Here is an 18,194-nt window from a genome sequence, read left to right as displayed (position 1 = left end):
CGTGCGCGATGCCACGAGGACGGGACATCGATAGTCTGTCTTTGCTAGACTGACATTGATAGTATAGCGCCGAAGAAAAGCTTACCATTATGCGACCGCCTCGCGTTATCACATTTAGGCTTCACCAAGGGCAGTAAATCCATGAAAAAAATGATCAACTCGGTACAGCATTATGCCTGGGGCAGTAAAGACGCCCTCACCCGCCTGTATGGCATCGCCAACCCGGGCCAGCAGCCGATGGCCGAGCTGTGGATGGGCGCGCACCCCAAAAGCAGTTCGCGTATCAGCGACGATCGGGGCAACGAGATTTCCTTACGGGACTACATAGCGCAACAGCCCGAGGCGACGCTCGGCGCGGCGGTTGCCCGGCGTTTTGGCGAGCTGCCGTTCCTGTTCAAGGTCCTGTGCGCGCGGGAACCGTTGTCCATTCAGGTTCATCCCAGCAAATCCGCGGCTGAACGCGGTTTTGCCCTGGAGAACGATCGTGGCGTCCCTCTTGACGCCGGCAATCGTAATTACAAGGATCCCAACCATAAACCGGAACTGGTCTTTGCACTGACGCCGTTCCAGGCGATGAACGGATTTCGCGAGATGACCGCCATCGTCTCCCTGCTGCAGCCTGTGGCGGGCGCTCATCCCGCCATTGCGCATTTTTTGCAACATCCCGATGAAACACATCTGGCGCAGCTGTTCGGCGATTTGCTCAGCATGGCCGGCGAGGAAAAATCCCTGGCCCTCGATGTGTTGAAAAGCACCCTTGGCCATCAGCACGGCGAACCCTGGGCGACCATCGGCAACATAGCGGCAGAGTATCCTGAGGACTGCGGCTTATTTTCGCCGCTGCTGTTAAATGTCATCACCCTGCAACCGGGCCAGGCTATGTTTCTTTATGCCGAAACGCCCCACGCCTATCTGCGCGGCGAAGCGCTGGAGGTGATGGCCAATTCCGACAATGTTCTGCGCGCCGGCCTTACCCCTAAGTATATCGACGTGCCTGAACTGCTGGCCAACGTACAGTTTATCGCCAAGCCCGAGAACCAACTGCTGGCCCGACCGGTGGCGGAAAACGGCGCCCTGCGTTTCCCCATCCCGGTGGAAGATTTCGCCTTTGCGCTGCACAACCTGTCTTCCAAGGCCCAGGCACTGGCCCAGGACAGCGCCGCCATCGTCTTCTGCGTCGACGGGCAGGCGGTGCTGGAAAAAGACGGCCGGCAACTGACGCTGAAACCGGGTGAATCCGCGTTTCTGGCAGCCGGCGATTCACCGGTCAATGCCAGCGGCAATGGCCGTCTTGCCCGGGTTTACAACGAACTGTGACAACACAGCCCACGCATTGGCCGGCAGTTGCTATTATTAGAACCATATACACGTGGCGGCAACAGAGTATTTTGCCTGCGCCCCGGGGCGGTCAGTCAATCTGGAACAGGAAATTATAATAAGGATGAACCAAGCATGAAAAAAACACTTATAGCGGTTGGCGTGATTATTGTCCTCGGCGCGGCCTGGACCGCAAGCGCATGGTATACCGGCAAACAGTTCGAGCAGCGCCTGCCTACGGTGGTCGCCGACGCCAATGCCCGTATCAAGGCGGCGTTCCCCGAAGCCGGCGTCAACCTGGTTATCGAAGACTACCAGCGCCGTCTGTTCTCCAGCCACGTTAACCTGGTGCTGGTATCCGACGGCACCACCGGCGAAAACAAACCCCTGAAACCCGGCGATCGCCTGGTGGTCAACGAAGCCATCGACCATGGCCCGTTCCCGTTCGCCGAGTTAAAAAAAGGCGTGCTGATCCCCAGTATGGCCTCGGTACGCAGCCAGTTGGCCGCGACGCCGCTGGTTAAACCGCTGCTTGACGCCAGCAAGGGACAGTCGCCGGTCACCGCCCTGACCCGGGTGGCGTATAACGGCGATACGGTATCGGTTATCGATGTGATGGCCCTGGATTTTAACAGCCCCGCCACCGTATTCCGCACCAGCGGCGGGACGTTTAACGCCGCGATAGACCATGACATGGACAAGATGTCGGTCGACGGCAGTATCGCCAGCCTGTTGATCGGCGGCCTGAACCAGTGGCAACAGCATGAGCAGGTTACCGTGCAGGAGTTCAGCCTCGACAGCAGCACCCATAAAGGCAAGCTGGATTACAGCGTCGGCGACAATACCATGAAGGCCAAGACGCTGGTGTACAATGTCGACGGCAAGGACATGCTCAGCGTCGATAACCTGTCGCAGGTGACCAGCGTTAACGAGGAGGCGGATAAGCTCAATGCGCAGGTGGCCTATAACCTGGATGCGCTGCATGTGCAGGGGCAGAATTTCGGCGCCGGCAAGCTGGTTATCAAGCTGTCGAATCTTGATCCGAAAGCGATCGCCGATTTCAGCGAAAAATATCATGCCCAGGCGCAGCAGATCATGCAACAGACCGGCCAGGCCGATCCGGCGACTCAGCAGCAGTTGATAAGCCAGGCGCTGTTCCAGAACCTGCCGCTGGCGCTGAAAGGCAGCCCGTACCTGACCATTGCGCCGTTCAGCTGGAAAAACAGCAAAGGAGAAAGCGCGTTTAACCTGACGCTCAATCTTAACGACCCGTCCCAAGCTCCCACCACGCCGGCGACGCCGGATCAGCTGTGGGCGCGGTTTGTCAACAAGCTGGATGCCAAGCTGACCGTGCCGCTGGACATGGCCACCGAAACCACCACCCAGTTCGCCAGACTCCAGGGCTATAACGACGAGGATGCCCAAAAACTGGCTAAACAGCAGGTACAAGGACTGGCGGCCATGGGCCAGATGTTTAAACTGACCACCGTCAGCGATAATACCCTGACCAGCAGCTTTCAATATGCCGATAACCAGGTCAACCTGAACGGACAGAAGATGTCGCTGCAAAGCTTTATGGGCCTGTTCGGCCTGTTCGGTTTGCCGGAAGGCGAGACACCACCGGCCCAGCCGCAGGCGATACCGCAACCTTAAACCTTTCAGCCTGATGACCGCCCCGGCGCCGGGGCGGTCTGTTTAATCCAGACGTTATCTTCCCCATCCGCCGCGCCGCGGGCGCGATCCTATTTGGAGGCCTTCCTGGCCTGCCGCGACGGTATCACCGCGCTGGATCTGGCCGGCGATGAACTGGGGTTTCCCGGCAGCCTGTTCCTGAGCCATTTCACCCGCGCCCGCGACGCCGGGTTGCACATTACCGTGCACGCCGGAGAGGCCGCGGGTCCCGAGAGCATCTGGCAGGCCATTCATGAACTGGGGGCGGAGCGTATCGGCCACGGTGTAAAGGCCATTGAAGATCCGGCGCTGATGGATTTTCTGGCGCAACATCGCATCGGTATAGAAAGCTGCCTGACGTCCAATGTGCAGACCAGTACCGTGCGCTCGCTTGAAGAGCACCCGTTAAAGCAGTTTCTTGAACATGGCATTCTCGCCACCATCAATTCGGACGATCCGGCGGTACAGGGTATTGATATCGATTATGAGTATCGAGTGGCCGCGCCGCGGGCCGGCCTTAACCCACAGCAGATCCAGACCGCCCGGCGCAACGGTTTGGTTATTGCTTTTTTAAACACAGCCGAAAAACAAGCGATTTTAAACCGCAACGGGTAAACCATAGCTTGACCACCCGACCATAAGCAACTTGCCTGCAGGTGCTTATGGTAATATCTGAATGATTGATATCTATAATTGAATAATCGAGCATTATATCCATGACGGTGACACTTAATTACTTATAAGTTGTTATGTGTTATTTAGCGGTATTAATCAATAACATCTGAAATTCTCACTAAACAATGATATGTTTCACTAATGTTTTTTAGACGCTCGTGATTATGCTTTATTATGGGATTCTCGTCCATAACGTTACCGCCAGCTGCGGTTGCCAGCCGATATTGGAAACATGGCGTGACCTGCAGACATAGTTTAATCCCAAATGGCTGACCCTGTCGCCCACTTCATATTGTACCCCTACCCGCCACAAGGGATATTGCGGCGGCGGCGGGCCGGCGATTTCATCCACCCGCGCCAGCGCGGCGGCGACGTTCGGCCGTACGCCGATATCTTGTCCATTCGCCTCCCGACCGCCGGTCTGGGTAATAATCTCGAATATTTGCCGCGCATTAAACGTAAGGTGGTGCCTGGCGCGCGCATAGCCCAGCACCAACGCCAAAGCGCCCGTCACCAGGGGCGTCGCGCTGGAAGTGCCGTTAAATGCAGAGGTGTAAAGCCGGTTAGGCGGGTCAAAATTCTGCAGATCCCCCCATCCTAGTGTAGTGACATTCCACCCCCAGGAGTTAAGGGTGGAGTAAAGATTATAATTCGAAAAAGAAGTCCTCCGGCCGGTCTCTGGGTAGCTGGCGCCAATCATAAACCCGCCGCTATCGCCAAAATCATTAAACAAAGGATGGTTCCTGACGCTTACCCCTCCGTTACCGGCGGCAAAAGCCACCGTCGCGCCGGCGCGCACGCACCAGTTTATCCGGTCCCACCATTCGATGACTAATACCATAGGGAATGGAATTGAATCACCCACCGAAAGATTGATGCCGATCACATCACCAGGTGATAAATCCCCCATGATCCGGTCCAGGCTGTGAATATCGTTATAATGGAAAAAGAATCGGCAACCGAAGGCAATGCCCGTCACGCCAAAACCGTTATTGGCGGCGACGATACATCCGGCCCCCGCGGTACCATGCTCCCTATTACCCTCCGGACGATTGGAATTTACGGTGATATTACCGATTAAATCTTCATGCTGGGGATTGACGCCAGAACCCATATACCTGACGGTGGCGCCATTGCCGGTGGCTCCCCTGGCCCAGGCATTCCTGACATTCATGCCGTTCCCCGGATTCAGGTAGCCTTGCAGCGGCGTGAAATCGGGCGTCGGACCATTCAAGGGAGTATCAAATGACGGGTCCTTGTCGCCGTACCAAGGTGCCGGCAGATGGGGCGAGGCATGGCGCGCTTCGTCATAAGGGCGCGGACCGTCGTCGTCGGGCCGCGGCGCAAATTTATTTTTACTTGCAAGCGCGCAATATTCCACATAGTCCAGGCATTCAAGCTCCTGCGCCAACGCCAGTAGTTCGTCATTGCAGAGTTCGCTATCAATCCGGTAGAAATTTCGCAATTCATTATAGATTGGCGATAATTTTCTTTTTTTATTTATCATCTCCCGGTCAAAACAGGGCAGGAAATGAATACATTTCCGATATTTATAAAATAATACGGCATTATGTTTTTTTTCCTCGAAAAGCTGTTTTTTTCCTTTATCATAAAACTTAATTTCTATATAGTTATCCACACCCTCGATAATTTTCAGCTTGCCTTTCGGGTTGTTGATTTCCCGTTTTTGCGGCTGAGGTTGCCAGTGGCACTCCGGGACAATAATAGGGTCTGTCCATAATACACCGCACTTATCGTACCCCGATAAGACTTCAGCGGAAATCCTGTATTCCGACGGAAAAGGGATGCTGAAGCCGACCAGTTCATCGCCTTCGGCCTCCTTGTTATCTATCATGCCATCCAGCCCATATAGGGTAAATTTCACTTTACATTCGGGCGCCGCACCTTCACAGCGAATATAGAGAGGGCCTTCAGGGGAATAAGCCCTGTAGTATTCGATAGTCAAACCCATGATTGTCACCTACATAAATTTATTGGATCTTAATCGGTTTTGGGCGTAAACACGGCATTTCCTCCCGGCCAGCACCGACATTTGGATATAAACACATTTCATTTGTCATGATTCTGATCTATTTAAGTCCAAGATCAATTTCCTACATTCACTAATATTTTTTAGACGTTCGTGATTGTGTTTTATTATGGGATTCTCGTCCATAACGTTACCGCCAGCTGCGGTTGCCAGCCGATATTGGAAACATGGCGTGACCTGCAGACATAGTTTAATCCCAAATGACTGACCCTGTCGCCCACTTCATATTGTACACCTACCCGCCACGGGGGATATTCAGGCTCTGGGGGCGGCGTCCCGCCACCGGCCATTTCATCTACCAACTCCAGGGCGGCGGTGACGTTAGGCCGGACACCAATACCTTGTCCTTCCCCCTCCCGTCCGCCGGTAAGGGTGACGATTCTGAACATTTCAGCGGCGTTTAATGGACGATAAAGCCGGCGTATGGCATAACCTTGAACTACCGTTAAAGCTCCGCACACTAAAGGCGTGGCGCTGGAAGTGGCGCTAAAGGTAGCGGTATAAGTGCGGTTCGGCGGATCGAAATTTTGTAAGTCACCCCATCCGATCGTAACAACACTATCACCCCAGGAATTTAGCATTGAATAAAGATTGAAATTACTGCTATGTCTAATCAGACCAGAGTGTGAGTCAGCACTGCAAATCATAATACCGCCACTGTCGCCAAAATTATTAAATTGAGGAAATTGACGGAGATTGAGCCCGCCGTTACCCGCGGCAAATACCACCACCGCCCCGGCCCGGGTACATAAATCTATCCGATCCCACCAAGATGCCAGATGTACCATGGGCAACAAGAAACCATTGATGTTAAATTGATTATTTATAATGATCAAATCACCCGCCGATAATTCCACTAAAATGCGGTCCAGATTTTCTATACCGGTATCATGAAAAATCAATTTGCAGCCATAGGCTATACCTGTTATGCCAAAACCATTGTTGATACCCCTAACGGCGCCTACTCCCGCAGACCCATGATTCCGGGCACCTGGACGATTGGAATTTACAGTGATATTACCTATTAAATCTTCATGCTCTTGATAAACACCAAACCCCATATATCGTACTGTCGCGCCAACGCCGAATGCCCCCCGGCTCCAGGCATTTCTGACATTCATACCCAACCCAGGATCCAAATACCTTTGCAATGGCGTAAAATCAGGCGTCTGTCCAATAAAGGGCGCTTGCGGTTCATAGCATTGGTGTTCAATATTATCAGGCGGTGGCGGGTATTTGTTTTTACTTAACAAACAGCAATATTCAACATAATCCAGGCTCTCCAACTCCTGGGCTAATGCCAGTAGTTGGTAATTATCGAGATTAATCTTTAGTCGGTAAAAATTACGCAGCTCATTATAAATAGGTAACAAACAACATTTTTTATCGATTTGATTTTTATCAAAACAGGGTATGAAATCCAGATGCCGTCTATATCTATAAAAAAGCGGTATCTTATACGATCTTTCCTCAAATATCTGTATTATTCCGCCATCATAAAATTTAACCTCAATGTAATTATCCTCTCCTGGAAAAATCTCAAGATTACCTTTCAGACTTTTAATATCCAGTGTTTTTTCACATTGCCGCTCGCGGAAATCGGGAATATCGATAGGGTTAGTCCACAATAAGCAGCACGCATCGTCTCCCTGGCTAATTTCAGCGGAAATTTTATACCATGAGGGAAACGGCACGGTAAAACGCGCCTGTTCATCTCCGTTGGCCTCTTTTTTACAAATAATATTGTCCTGCTCATACAGGCTAAATACCACCTTAGCCCCCGATTCAGCACCTTTACATCGAATAGAAATAGTTCTTTCAGGAAGATCTTCAGTTGAATAATTGAGCATTATATTCATGACGGTGCCCCTTAATCACTTATAAGTTGTTATGTATTATTTGGAAAGATTAATCAGTAATATCTGAAATTCTCACCAAATAATGATATGTTTTACTAATCTTTTTTAGACGTTCGTGATTATGTTTTATTATGGGATTCTCGTCCATAATGTTACCGCCAGCTGCGGTTGCCAGCCGACGTTGGAAACATGGCGTGACCTGCAGATATAGTTCAACCCCAAATGACTGACCCTGTCACCCACTTCATATTGTACACCTACCCGCCACAAGGGATATTCTGGCGGCGGTGGCGTCGGCTCGCCCGGTCCTAACAGGTAGTCCACATAGTCCAGTGCGGCATGCACATTAGGTCTGGGACCAATTAAATCAGCTTCGCCTTCACGATGGCCCGTCACGCGGATAATCTGATACAGTTGGTCGCCACTAAAAATCACATGATAAGCCGATTTTGCATAGGATTGGATAAGGGCCAGAACGCCCGCGATTTGGGGGGCCGAGGCGGAGGTGCCGCCATAATTGGCGGTATAAGTCCGGTTGGGATGACCCAGGTTGAGCAAATCGCCCTCGCCGGTGGTAGCGACATCCATTCCCCAGGCGGCAATCATCCGGGTGAAATTGTAATTTGAGAACTCCAGCCGCCTCTTGTTGTCTGGATGACTGGCGGTGGCGAGGATAACGCCGCTATCGCCAAAATTATTAAATTCGACCGATTGGCTCAGATCTAATCCTCCATTGCCGGAGAGTAGCACCACCACTACACCGCTGCTTACCAGCAAACGATACATACTCCACCAGGCTTGATGGTGCACCAACGGTAAAGCTGAATAATCCCAGCCTAAAGAGGCAGTAACAATATCCCCCGGAAGGGCATCACGTACAATCTTTTCAAAATCGGTGAATGTATTTATGTAGGCAAACAAGCGACAGTCGTAAGCGATCCCCATCATGCCGATCCCGTTATTGCTGGCGGCGATAACGCCGGCCGACCATGTGCCGTGATCCCTATTCTCATATGAATTGTTAACGACGGTAATATTACCGATCAAATCTTCATGGTCCGGCCATACGCCGGTATCCTGCATATGTACCGACACGCCACGTCCGGTAACATTCCTGGCCCACGCCGCCCTGACGCTCATGCCTCTTGTCGTATTGTCGTATTGTCAAGATACCCCTGGTGCTGGGTCAAATTCGGCGTCATATTAGCAATATCAACTTCCTGCGGGTATGTCTCCCATTCAGAGGGTAACGATTCCGACGTCGGATCGCCCGATAAGCTGCAGTATTCCACATAATCCAGCCGTTCAATTTCTTGCGCCAGCTGCAGTAAATCATCATTTACCAGGTTTTGCCGCACCCGATAAAGTTCACGCAATTTTTTGCTCAACGGGAATTTTTTTATGATACCGCTTAGCGTTTTTTTATCAAAACAAGGCGCGAAATCAATATAACGCCTGGCTTTGAAAAACAAAGGAACGTTATGCCTGGCTTCACACTGAAGTTTTTTATATCCACCTGGATAAAATTGTATTATAAAATCCTGTCTACCCTCTGAGGTTATTTTCAGCTTGCCTTTTATGTCTGTCATATCTTCAATTTTGCAATTTGTCGGCGGTAGAAAATGCGAGGAGGGCAATGTGGAGATTATGTCAGAACATAGCTCAACATCCTGTCCATTAGACAATTTTAATTGAGCATGTAAATAATAGTCGCAACCTGATGTAAGCTTAAAAGTCACCAACTCATCGCCATAAGCTTTCTTTTTTATAGAAAAATGCTCTTTTTCTTTTCCTTCGAATAAGGTGTAGATTATATCAAAATCAGACTCTTCACCAATGCATCGCGCATAAATATTGCCATCTGAAGCATTGTTTCTAAAGTAATCTAATTTTATATTCATAACAACCCTCTACGGTTTCTCACAGGATTATGTTATTTAAAATAGACGATATAGCGAAATGCCAGTGTAAAATGACATACAAAATGTAATAGACATCACCGATTAATTTATAATAGCCACCATTTTCCATACAGGCAATTGCCTATTTTAACTGGTATCATCCTATGTCTTGATACGGTTTATCTCATTAATACACTGAGTTAATGGAATGACATCCAGCTTTGACAAAGCTTGCCCCTCAACTTTGCTAAAAATTGGCAATCTTGACCACAGAGTAAAGGCAGCATCCAACCTATATCGGTGGTTATTATAAAAACTTAGAAAAAATAACGGCATTTAGATCCTGCGACTCAGCAGCAGTTGATAAGCCAGGCGCTGTTCCAGAACCTGCCGCTGGCGCTGAAAGGCAGCCCGTACCTGACCATTGCGCCGTTCAGCTGGAAAAACAGCAAAGGAGAAAGCGCGTTTAACCTGACGCTCAATCTTAACGACCCGTCCCAGGCTCCCGCCACGCCGGCGACGCCGGATCAGCTGTGGGCGCGGTTTGTCAACAAGCTGGATGCCAAGCTGACCGTGCCGCTGGACATAACCACCGAAACCACCACCCAGTTCGCCAGACTCCAGGGCTATAACGACGAGGATGCCCAAAAACTGGCTAAACAGCAGGTACAAGGACTGGCGGCCATGGGCCAGATGTTTAAACTGACCACCGTCAGCGATAATACCCTGACCAGCAGCTTTCAATATGCCGATAACCAGGTCAACCTGAACGGCCAAAAAATGTCGCTGCAAAGCTTTATGGGCCTGTTCGGCCTGTTCGGTTTACCGGAAGGCGAAACCCCACCGGTCCAGCCGCAGGCGATACCGCAACCTTAAACCTTTCAGCCTGATGACCGCCCCGGCGCCGGGGCGGTCTGTTTAAGACGTTACCCTCCCTATCCGCCGCGCCGCGGGCGCGATCCTATTCTTTTGCGCACGCTGCATTCCTCAATGTCTCCGTTTGTTCCTGAAGCGTAATCCCACCCAGGCCGGCTAACCAATCTCTGCTAACTTTTCGCAAACACGTTATAATCAGGCTATATTTCACCAGAATAAGACTGTTGCCGATGATTGATAAACACCTTCCCCTGACCGATCTCCATCGCCACCTTGACGGCAATATCCGTGCGCAAACCATCCTCGATCTGGGCCGCCAATTCGGCATGGCGTTGCCGGCCGATAATCTAGAGGATCTGCGGGCGCATGTGCAGGTCACCCAAACCGAGCCGGATCTGGTCAGTTTCCTGCAAAAGCTGGACTGGGGCGTGGCGGTGCTGGGTTCTCTGGAGGCTTGCCGCCGCGTGGCCTATGAAAACGTCGAGGATGCCGTCCGGGTGGGGCTGGATTATACCGAATTGCGCTTCTCACCTTATTATATGGCGATGAAACACCAGTTGCCGTTGCAAGGGGTGGTGGAAGCGGTTATCGCGGGAGTCAGCGACGGCTGCCGTGATTTTGGCACCCAAGCCAGGCTGATTGGCATCATGAGCCGCACCTTTGGCGAAGACGCCTGTTTGCAAGAACTGGAGGCCCTTCTCGCCTGCCGCGACGGTATCACGGCGCTGGATCTGGCCGGCGATGAGCTGGGTTTCCCCGGCAGCCTGTTCCTGAGCCATTTCACCCGCGCCCGCGACGCCGGGCTGCGCATTACCGTGCACGCCGGCGAGGCCGCGGGTCCCGAGAGCATTTGGCAGGCCATTCATGAACTGGGCGCGGAGCGTATCGGCCACGGCGTAAAGGCCATTGAGGATTCGGCGCTGATGGATTTTCTTGCGCTGCATCGCATCGGTATAGAGAGCTGCCTGACGTCCAATGTGCAGACCAGCACCGTGCGCGCGCTGGGAGAACACCCGTTAAAGCAATTCCTTGAGCACGGGATCCTCGCCACCATTAACTCGGACGATCCGGCGGTCCAGGGTATCGATATTGATTATGAATACCGGGTGGCGGCGCCGCAGGCCGGGCTGACCCCAAGCCAAATACAGACCGCCCGGCGCAACGGTCTGGAGATTGCTTTTTTAAACGCGACGGAAAAAAAGTTGCTCCTTGACAAGGTACGTTGAAACTACAGCCCTAGCCTTGGCATTGGCATTGGCATGGTTTCTCCCCCTTAGCGCCTGTTTCCAGGAGGTGCTAAGGGGGTTCTGCCATAATTCATATCCCTAAAGATTAAAGCCCCAATCCGCAATTTCGTTAGATTATCAATTGCCATAATGAAACGGCTACCCCAGGCTCCCAGCTGATAATCGAACGATGGGCTTGTCTACACCGATAAACGCTCCAAAAATAGGACACCCGATCGTTTACCGCGTATTGCGTATTGGGAGCCCAGGCGGGATAAGGCAGCACCGGAGGGGGCGGCGGTGACGGCAGTGGCGGCGGCACAATGCCGCCGCTGACCAATTCATCCACCCGCGCCAGGGCAGCGGCAAGATTCGGTCGGAAGCCTATTCCCTGCCCCGCGGCTTCGCGCCCGCCGGTTTGGCTAAGGATATCGAAGATAAAATCCCGGTTAAAAATAATATGATACTGATTACGGGCATAGGCTTGAACGACCGCCAGGCATCCACCCACCATTGGGGTAGCACTGGAGGTCCCGCTAAATGTCCGGGTATAAGTGCGATTAGGTGGATTTAAATTTTGCAAGCCTCCGTAGCCGGTAGTAGTGACGCTATCGCTCCAGGCGTTTAACGTTGGATGATTTAAATTAAAATTGGTTCTGGTCCCCCGGAGGCCGCTAAAAGAATCACAACCGCCAATCATAATGCCATTACTATCGCCAAAATCATTGAACCGGGGAAACTGGCTAAGGTTAACCGAGCCATTGCCGCCGGCGAATATCACCACCGCGCCGGCCTGCGCGCACCAGCGGATCCTGTCCCACCAAATAACGTTATGGACAATTGGCAATACTATTGAAAGATCATTTTCAAGCATGGTTTGTGTATTAAGCACGACGATATCACCAGGAATTAACTCCATCATAATTCGGTTCATATCTGAAATGAGCGATTCATAGACAAATAGCCGGCTTTGATAGGCAATTCCAGTAACGCCAAAACCGTTGTTAACTCCCCGGATAATGCCCGCCGCCGCGGTACCATGGTCGCCGCCTCCGGGTCGATTGGTCCGTACGGTGATATTACCCCATAAATCTTCATGATTAGGATGTACCCCATAGTCCAATAAGCGAACGCCCGCACCATTGCCTGCGGCACCCCGACTCCATGCGCTCCTGGCATTCACCCCTAAACCGGCGTTTAGATATCCTTGCAAGCCAGTGAAATCTGGCGTTTGATTATTCAATGACGCCCCGTCATCCTGATGAAGGCCGTCGTGCTCAGTTAGCGACGGCGGCGGTGGTTCAACCAGTGTGTTCGATAACCCGCAGTATTCAACATAGTCAAGCGCTTCCAGTTCTTGCGCTAATGCTAGTATTTCTTGATTATCAACATCAATGTTGAGGGTATAAAAATTTTTAAGCTCCTGATAAACCGATGAAATTTCGCATTTTTTTTCCACCCCTTGAGGATCAAAGCAAGGCGTCAATAAAATGTGCCGTCGGTATTTTTGAAATAAAGGCACTGTACACACCTCTTCATTGTACAGTTTATCAATACCTCTAGGATAAAACTTTACCTCAATATAATTCCCAGGAGCATTAATATACGCTAATTTACCTTTTAACCATGGTCTTGATGATTTTCTATCCTCCGCCTTCAAACTGAATTCCGACATAACAATATAGTCCGTCCAAAGCACATGACATTGACCTTGTGCCGAAGAGATTTCTGCTGCTATTCTATATACTGAGGGATAAGGTACGGAAAAAATTACCAGCTCATTTTCCTCAGCATACTTATGTTGAATGATATTATCCTGCGCATACAGCGAAAAATTAACGTTGCATCCACGTAAATCGCCTTCACATTTTATAAAAATGAGGCCGTCAGAACAATATTTACTAAAATAATCGAGAGTTATATTCACAATCATTATCCTTATGTCGTTAGCTGCTAATAATCACTCTATCAACACATTCCGTTTCACTTATTGCAATAAAAATTTTGAGTGATGTAATTTTCTTGCAAAAATAATCACTATTATTGTATCTGTCGCCATAATGTCGGAGCCAAGTTTGGCTGCCAGCCGATATTGGCAACATGCCTCGTTGTAGATACGTAAAACAATTCTAAATGAGTGACCCGATCGCCTACTTCATATTGCCGTCCGACCCTCCAGAAAGGATATCTCGGTGGTATTTGTGGGGGAAGAGGAGAGAGAGGCGGTGGCAGCAATCCTTGACTCAACAGGTTGTCAACATAGTTTATCGCAGCCTCTGCATTTGGCCTGGGGCCGATTAAATCAATTTCACCTTCGCGATGGCCCGTATCCAGGATGATCCGATACAATTGATCGGCGTTAAATATAATGTGGTAAACAGATCTGGCATAGGATTGTATCAAGGCCAGCACGCTTGCCACTTGAGGCGCCGCGGCAGAAGTGCCGCTATAATTGTCACGATAGGTTCGATTTGGCGATCCCAAATTGAGTAAATTACCACCTCCGGTGGTGGCGACATTTTCTCCCCAGGCGGCAACCACCCGGTGAAAATTAAAATTTGAAAATGGTAATCTTCTGCCCGTGGCGCGATGACTGGAGGTCGCCAGAATAACGCCGCTATCACCGAAGTCATTTATTCCAGATCGGAACAAATTTAACCCTCCGTTTGAGGCGGATATCACTACCACACCGCCGCTTTGAATCAATAGTTGGAAAAGACTCCAGCGATGTGGGTCATCTATCAGCGGGAAGTTTCCAGTACTTAAGGAAATTGTGACTATCTCCCCCGGTAAGGCGTCACGGATCATTCTTTCAAATTCATTCAGTTGACCAGCATAGGCGAACAAACGGCAGTCATAAGCGATGCCCGTCATACCAAAGCCATTATTACGCGCAGCAATAATCCCGGCGGTTGAGGTTCCGTGTGTTCTATTGCCCGTTGAATTGGATACTACAGTTATATTTGTAACGAGATCCTCATGAGTATTATAAACACCAGTATCCTGCATGCGGACCCCCACGCCCCTGCCGGTGATATTTCTTGCCCAAACCGCCCTGACGCTCATGCCCCAGGGCGAGTTATCCAAATAACCCTGGTGTTGGGTTAAATTTGGCGTCACGTTGGCCGGCTCAATTTCCTCTCGCCAACTATCCTCATCATAGGAGGAAGCGTCTTCCTTCGCCTCGCCAGATAAACTACAGTATTCCACATAGTCCAGTTGCTCAAGTTCTTGCGCCAACAGCAATAATTCATTATTGTTGAGGTTTTGCTCCACCCGATAAAGTCCACGCAGTTTCTCAAACTGCGGCAATATTTTTATCTTTGCACGTATATCTTCTTCATCAAAACAGGGGATAAAACGAACAATCTCACTGAGTCCGTAAAAGAAAGGAACATTATTATCTTCCTCGCGCTGTAACTGTTCGAAACCGCAGGGATAGAATTGTATTCTAAAATTTTGTTTTTCATTTGTGGTTATGTTTAGCCTGCCTTTTAAATTATTTATATTTGTTATTCCACATCTTTGCTGGCTTGTAAATTCCGGCGTGTAAACGGTTGAGAATATATCCGACAATAATTCTTCAGTCCCATGCCCCTCCCCTTTTACCAACGCACGCAGCTGATAAAGCGTACCTGAGCACAGCTTGAATATTACCAGCTCATCACCCCATGCGCTTTGCTCAGCAGCAAGCTTGCCAGGTTCGCCACAGTCATAGAGGCTATATTCAATGAAAAAATGTTGCTCCCCACCAAGGCACCGAGCATACAAATTCCCGTCGGGCTTATAATCTCTATAATATTCAAGCTCAATATTCATATTATATATCTCCAAAATTCCTATTTTATTGAGAGGTCCGACTATAAATCGCTTGCACGCGGACGCTTAAGGTAATGCCTGATACATTAAGAGAGATGGGGCCGACACCCGAAGTCTATTTAAAATAATCGATTTCTAAATTCATGCACGACGCACAAGGTAAAACCCATGGCAAAATAGTGAGTTACCCTTGATATAACCCTCCGCAGGATGGCATATAATCATTCAATCAGACGATAGCGCGAAATACCTGTCTAAAATGACATACAAAATGTAATAGGCATCGCGGATTAATTTATACTAGCCAACATGTCCCATACAGGCAATTGCCTATTCTGATTAACCTCACCCTATGCCTATATACGGTTTATCTCATTGATACATTGAGTTAATGGCATGACGTCCAATTTTGACAATGCTTGCCTCGCTAATTTGCTAAAAATTGGCAATCTCATCCACAGAGTAAAGGCCGTCTCTGACCTATAGCGGGGCTTATTATAAAAATTTAGAAAAAATGATAATAAATAACGGCATTTAATTTGGAAAGACCCGTTTCTGAACGGTTACAGCTTATGCCCACCAGACGGCATCATCGGCCCGGACAATGTATTGTCAAAGCCGATGAATGCTCATTACTAGTGTTATTTATTAACGGCGGGATTGGAAGGAATGTTTTTCATCTGCTGTGCCTGCCGGCGGGCATATCGCGCCGCCAGCACCGCGCACACCATCAGCTGCACCTGGTGGAAGATCATCAGCGGCAGCACCATGGTGCCCACCATGGCGGCGGGAAACAGCACGTTGGCCATAGGGATTCCGTTGGCCAGGCTTTTCTTGGAGCCGCAAAAGACGATGGTCACCTCGTCGGCGGTGTTGAATCCCAGCAAACGCGCGGTCCAGGTATTGACCACCAGGACGATGGCCAGCAGCACCAGTGAGAACACCAGGATGGAGACCAGCGACCAGCCGGTGATCTGATGCCAGATCCCCCCCACTACCGCCTCGCTGAAGGCGGTATACACCACCAGCAATATTGATGACCGGTCTGTAATATTCACCAGCTTTTTATGCCGCGCCACCCATTTGCCAATCAGCGGCCGCGACAAATGGCCCAGGACAAAAGGCACCATCAGTTGCAGGATAATGGAACCTATGGCATGCAGCGTATTGGTCGCGCCGCCCTCCTGGGTATGCATCAGCAGGCCCACCAGCACCGGCGACAGAAATACGCCCAGGATGCTGGAGGCCGACGCGCTGCAGATGGCGGCGGCCACGTTGCCGCCGGCCACCGAGGTAAACGCGATGGCCGACTGCACGGTGGCCGGCAGCGCGCACAGATACAGAAATCCCATATACACCGGCGAGGATAACAATGAAGGCACAAACACCTTCATGGCGATGCCCAGCAGCGGAAATAACGCAAAGGTACTGAGGAACACCACCAGATGCAGCCGCCAGTGGCTCATACCGCCTACGATCGCTTCACGCGACAGCTTGGCGCCGTGCATAAAAAACAGCAGCGCAATCGCCGCGGTGGTGAGATATTCAAAAAAGACCTTGATCAAACCCCGGCACGGAAAGAGTGACGCCAGAATCACCACGGTGACTAAAACCAGCAAAAACTTATCAATCTTTAAACGCTGAAACCACGACATGTCACTGCCCTTACCACTGTAAAAACCAAAGGCGCCGCCGGGCGCCCGTAAAAACCCACCTTGGCATTAACCGTTCTTCACCGCCAATGTTTTTTTCTGTGCCGACGACAGCACGCCCAGCTCGATCAGTTCCATTACCTGGATGGCCGAGGCCGCGGTAACCGGGTTTTCGCCCACGCCGAGGATGGCGTCGCGAATGCCGGCATAATACGCGGGATAATTGCCCGGCTGGGTGCGCACCTGATGTTCGGTCAACGCATCGCCGTCGGCCAGCGTCAGCATACCGTCCTGGGCATCGACGCCCCATTTCGGCTGCGGCGGATAAACGCCCGCTTTCAGTTGCGCTTCCTGGGGGTCCAGCCCGAACTTGACGAAGCTGCCCTTGGTGCCGTGCACGGTAAAACGCGGTGTCGCCGCCGCCGCCAGCATGCCGCCGTGCAGCACCACGCGCCGCTGCGGGTAGATAAGCGTGGCATGGAAGTAATCATCGGTCAGCGCGCCGGGGCGCAACAGGGCCAGGTCGACGTTAACCGCCACCGGCATGCCGAACAGCTGGATGACCTGATCGACCAAATGCGGCGCCAAATCATACCAGATGCCGCTGCCGGCCCCCGGCTGTTCACGCCAGCGCGGCATCACCTGCGGCCGGAAACGGTCGTACTGCGAGGACAAATAGACCACGTCGCCGAGAACGCCGTCTTTAATCAGCTGCCGCACGGTGAGGAAATCGCTGTCCCAGCGCCGGTTGTGGAACACCGACAGCAGCACCCGCTGGTTTTCGGCCAGTTGTTTAAGCTCATAAGCCTGCGACAGCGTCACGGTAAAGGGTTTATCGACGACCACATGCTTGCCGGCCGCCAGCGCCTGTTTGGCGAGGGGAAAGTGGGTTTCGTTCGGCGTGGGGATAATCACGAGATCAACCGCGGGATCGTTAATCACAGCACCCGGATCGGCGGCGACCTTCATGCCCGGAAAGTCGGCCAGCACCTTGCCGGCGTCGCTCGATGAGACGGCTGCCAGGGTCAGTCCAGGCGTGGCGTTAACCAACGGCGCGTGCAATGTTTTGCCGGCAAAGCCGTAACCAATAAGTCCGATACCGATATTTTCAGCCATTGTCGTTCCTCTTTTTTGGCTAACACAGCAAT

11 protein-coding genes and 2 pseudogenes are annotated in these 18,194 nt (G+C 51.0%); 5 read left to right on the top strand and 8 right to left on the bottom strand.

The window, feature by feature from the left end:
* The first annotated feature begins 141 nt into the window (after window positions 1–141).
* From manA to ABUK12_RS03985, 3 genes and pseudogenes are all read left to right on the top strand, one after another.
* The gene (manA, locus tag ABUK12_RS03995; protein WP_410015061.1) at window positions 142–1,317 is read left to right on the top strand and encodes a mannose-6-phosphate isomerase; all 1,176 of its coding nucleotides are present in this window, start codon (window positions 142–144) and stop codon (window positions 1,315–1,317) included.
* A 135-nt stretch (window positions 1,318–1,452) separates the two neighbouring features.
* Complete coding sequence (locus ABUK12_RS03990; RefSeq protein WP_410015060.1) at window positions 1,453–2,970, top strand: YdgA family protein; 1,518 nt, start codon at window positions 1,453–1,455, stop codon at window positions 2,968–2,970.
* A gap of 42 nt (window positions 2,971–3,012) precedes the next feature.
* A pseudogene (locus ABUK12_RS03985) lies at window positions 3,013–3,603 on the top strand (adenosine deaminase family protein); the annotation flags it as partial.
* Between the two features lie 232 nt (window positions 3,604–3,835).
* Here the strand turns inward: ABUK12_RS03985 and ABUK12_RS03980 are convergent.
* The 4 genes from ABUK12_RS03980 to ABUK12_RS03965 form a co-directional block, all read right to left on the bottom strand.
* The gene (locus ABUK12_RS03980) at window positions 3,836–5,518 is read right to left on the bottom strand and encodes a S8 family serine peptidase (protein ID WP_410015059.1); all 1,683 of its coding nucleotides are present in this window, start codon (window positions 5,516–5,518) and stop codon (window positions 3,836–3,838) included.
* Between the two features lie 302 nt (window positions 5,519–5,820).
* Entirely contained in the window at window positions 5,821–7,572 is a 1,752-nt protein-coding gene (locus ABUK12_RS03975) for a S8 family serine peptidase (RefSeq protein ID WP_410015058.1), read from the bottom strand.
* Window positions 7,573–7,701: 129 nt separating this feature from the next.
* On the bottom strand, window positions 7,702–8,667 hold the full coding sequence (locus tag ABUK12_RS03970; RefSeq protein WP_410015057.1) for a S8 family serine peptidase: 966 nt from the start codon (window positions 8,665–8,667) through the stop codon (window positions 7,702–7,704).
* 41 nt (window positions 8,668–8,708) lie between these two features.
* Window positions 8,709–9,473, bottom strand: a complete 765-nt coding sequence (locus tag ABUK12_RS03965; protein ID WP_410015056.1) for a hypothetical protein — start codon at window positions 9,471–9,473, stop codon at window positions 8,709–8,711.
* Between the two features lie 351 nt (window positions 9,474–9,824).
* On the opposite strand from ABUK12_RS03965, the pseudogene ABUK12_RS03960 reads away from it, so the two are divergent.
* Window positions 9,825–10,349 (top strand): annotated as a pseudogene (locus ABUK12_RS03960) (YdgA family protein); the annotation flags it as partial.
* A gap of 230 nt (window positions 10,350–10,579) precedes the next feature.
* The gene (gene add, locus ABUK12_RS03955) at window positions 10,580–11,575 is read left to right on the top strand and encodes an adenosine deaminase (RefSeq protein WP_410015055.1); all 996 of its coding nucleotides are present in this window, start codon (window positions 10,580–10,582) and stop codon (window positions 11,573–11,575) included.
* 130 nt (window positions 11,576–11,705) lie between these two features.
* Here add and ABUK12_RS03950 read toward each other — a convergent pair whose 3' ends face one another.
* From ABUK12_RS03950 to ABUK12_RS03935, 4 genes are all read right to left on the bottom strand, one after another.
* On the bottom strand, window positions 11,706–13,502 hold the full coding sequence (locus ABUK12_RS03950) for a S8 family serine peptidase (protein WP_410015054.1): 1,797 nt from the start codon (window positions 13,500–13,502) through the stop codon (window positions 11,706–11,708).
* Between the two features lie 113 nt (window positions 13,503–13,615).
* Complete coding sequence (locus tag ABUK12_RS03945; RefSeq protein ID WP_410015053.1) at window positions 13,616–15,394, bottom strand: S8 family serine peptidase; 1,779 nt, start codon at window positions 15,392–15,394, stop codon at window positions 13,616–13,618.
* 641 nt (window positions 15,395–16,035) lie between these two features.
* Window positions 16,036–17,049, bottom strand: a complete 1,014-nt coding sequence (locus tag ABUK12_RS03940; protein ID WP_410015052.1) for a bile acid:sodium symporter family protein — start codon at window positions 17,047–17,049, stop codon at window positions 16,036–16,038.
* Window positions 17,050–17,115: 66 nt separating this feature from the next.
* Complete coding sequence (locus ABUK12_RS03935) at window positions 17,116–18,162, bottom strand: oxidoreductase (protein WP_410015051.1); 1,047 nt, start codon at window positions 18,160–18,162, stop codon at window positions 17,116–17,118.
* Between the last annotated feature and the right edge of the window lie 32 nt (window positions 18,163–18,194).

The organism is Sodalis sp. C49 (genome assembly GCF_046352915.1).
Lineage (GTDB): Bacteria > Pseudomonadota > Gammaproteobacteria > Enterobacterales > Enterobacteriaceae > Acerihabitans.
This window is presented reverse-complemented; position numbering and strand designations above follow the sequence as displayed.

Bases quoted from the DNA above. Each gene is read 5' to 3' on its own strand.
- ABUK12_RS03965 (WP_410015056.1), bottom strand. From the start codon at position 9,473: ATGAATATAAAATTAGATTACTTTAGAAACAATGCTTCAGATGGCAAT.
- ABUK12_RS03935 (WP_410015051.1), bottom strand. From the start codon at position 18,162: ATGGCTGAAAATATCGGTATCGGACTTATTGGTTACGGCTTTGCCGGC.
- ABUK12_RS03945 (WP_410015053.1), bottom strand. From the start codon at position 15,394: ATGAATATTGAGCTTGAATATTATAGAGATTATAAGCCCGACGGGAAT.
- manA (WP_410015061.1), top strand. From the start codon at position 142: ATGAAAAAAATGATCAACTCGGTACAGCATTATGCCTGGGGCAGTAAA.
- ABUK12_RS03980 (WP_410015059.1), bottom strand. From the start codon at position 5,518: ATGATAGATAACAAGGAGGCCGAAGGCGATGAACTGGTCGGCTTCAGC.
- ABUK12_RS03975 (WP_410015058.1), bottom strand. From the start codon at position 7,572: ATGAATATAATGCTCAATTATTCAACTGAAGATCTTCCTGAAAGAACT.
- ABUK12_RS03940 (WP_410015052.1), bottom strand. From the start codon at position 17,049: ATGTCGTGGTTTCAGCGTTTAAAGATTGATAAGTTTTTGCTGGTTTTA.
- add (WP_410015055.1), top strand. From the start codon at position 10,580: ATGATTGATAAACACCTTCCCCTGACCGATCTCCATCGCCACCTTGAC.
- ABUK12_RS03990 (WP_410015060.1), top strand. From the start codon at position 1,453: ATGAAAAAAACACTTATAGCGGTTGGCGTGATTATTGTCCTCGGCGCG.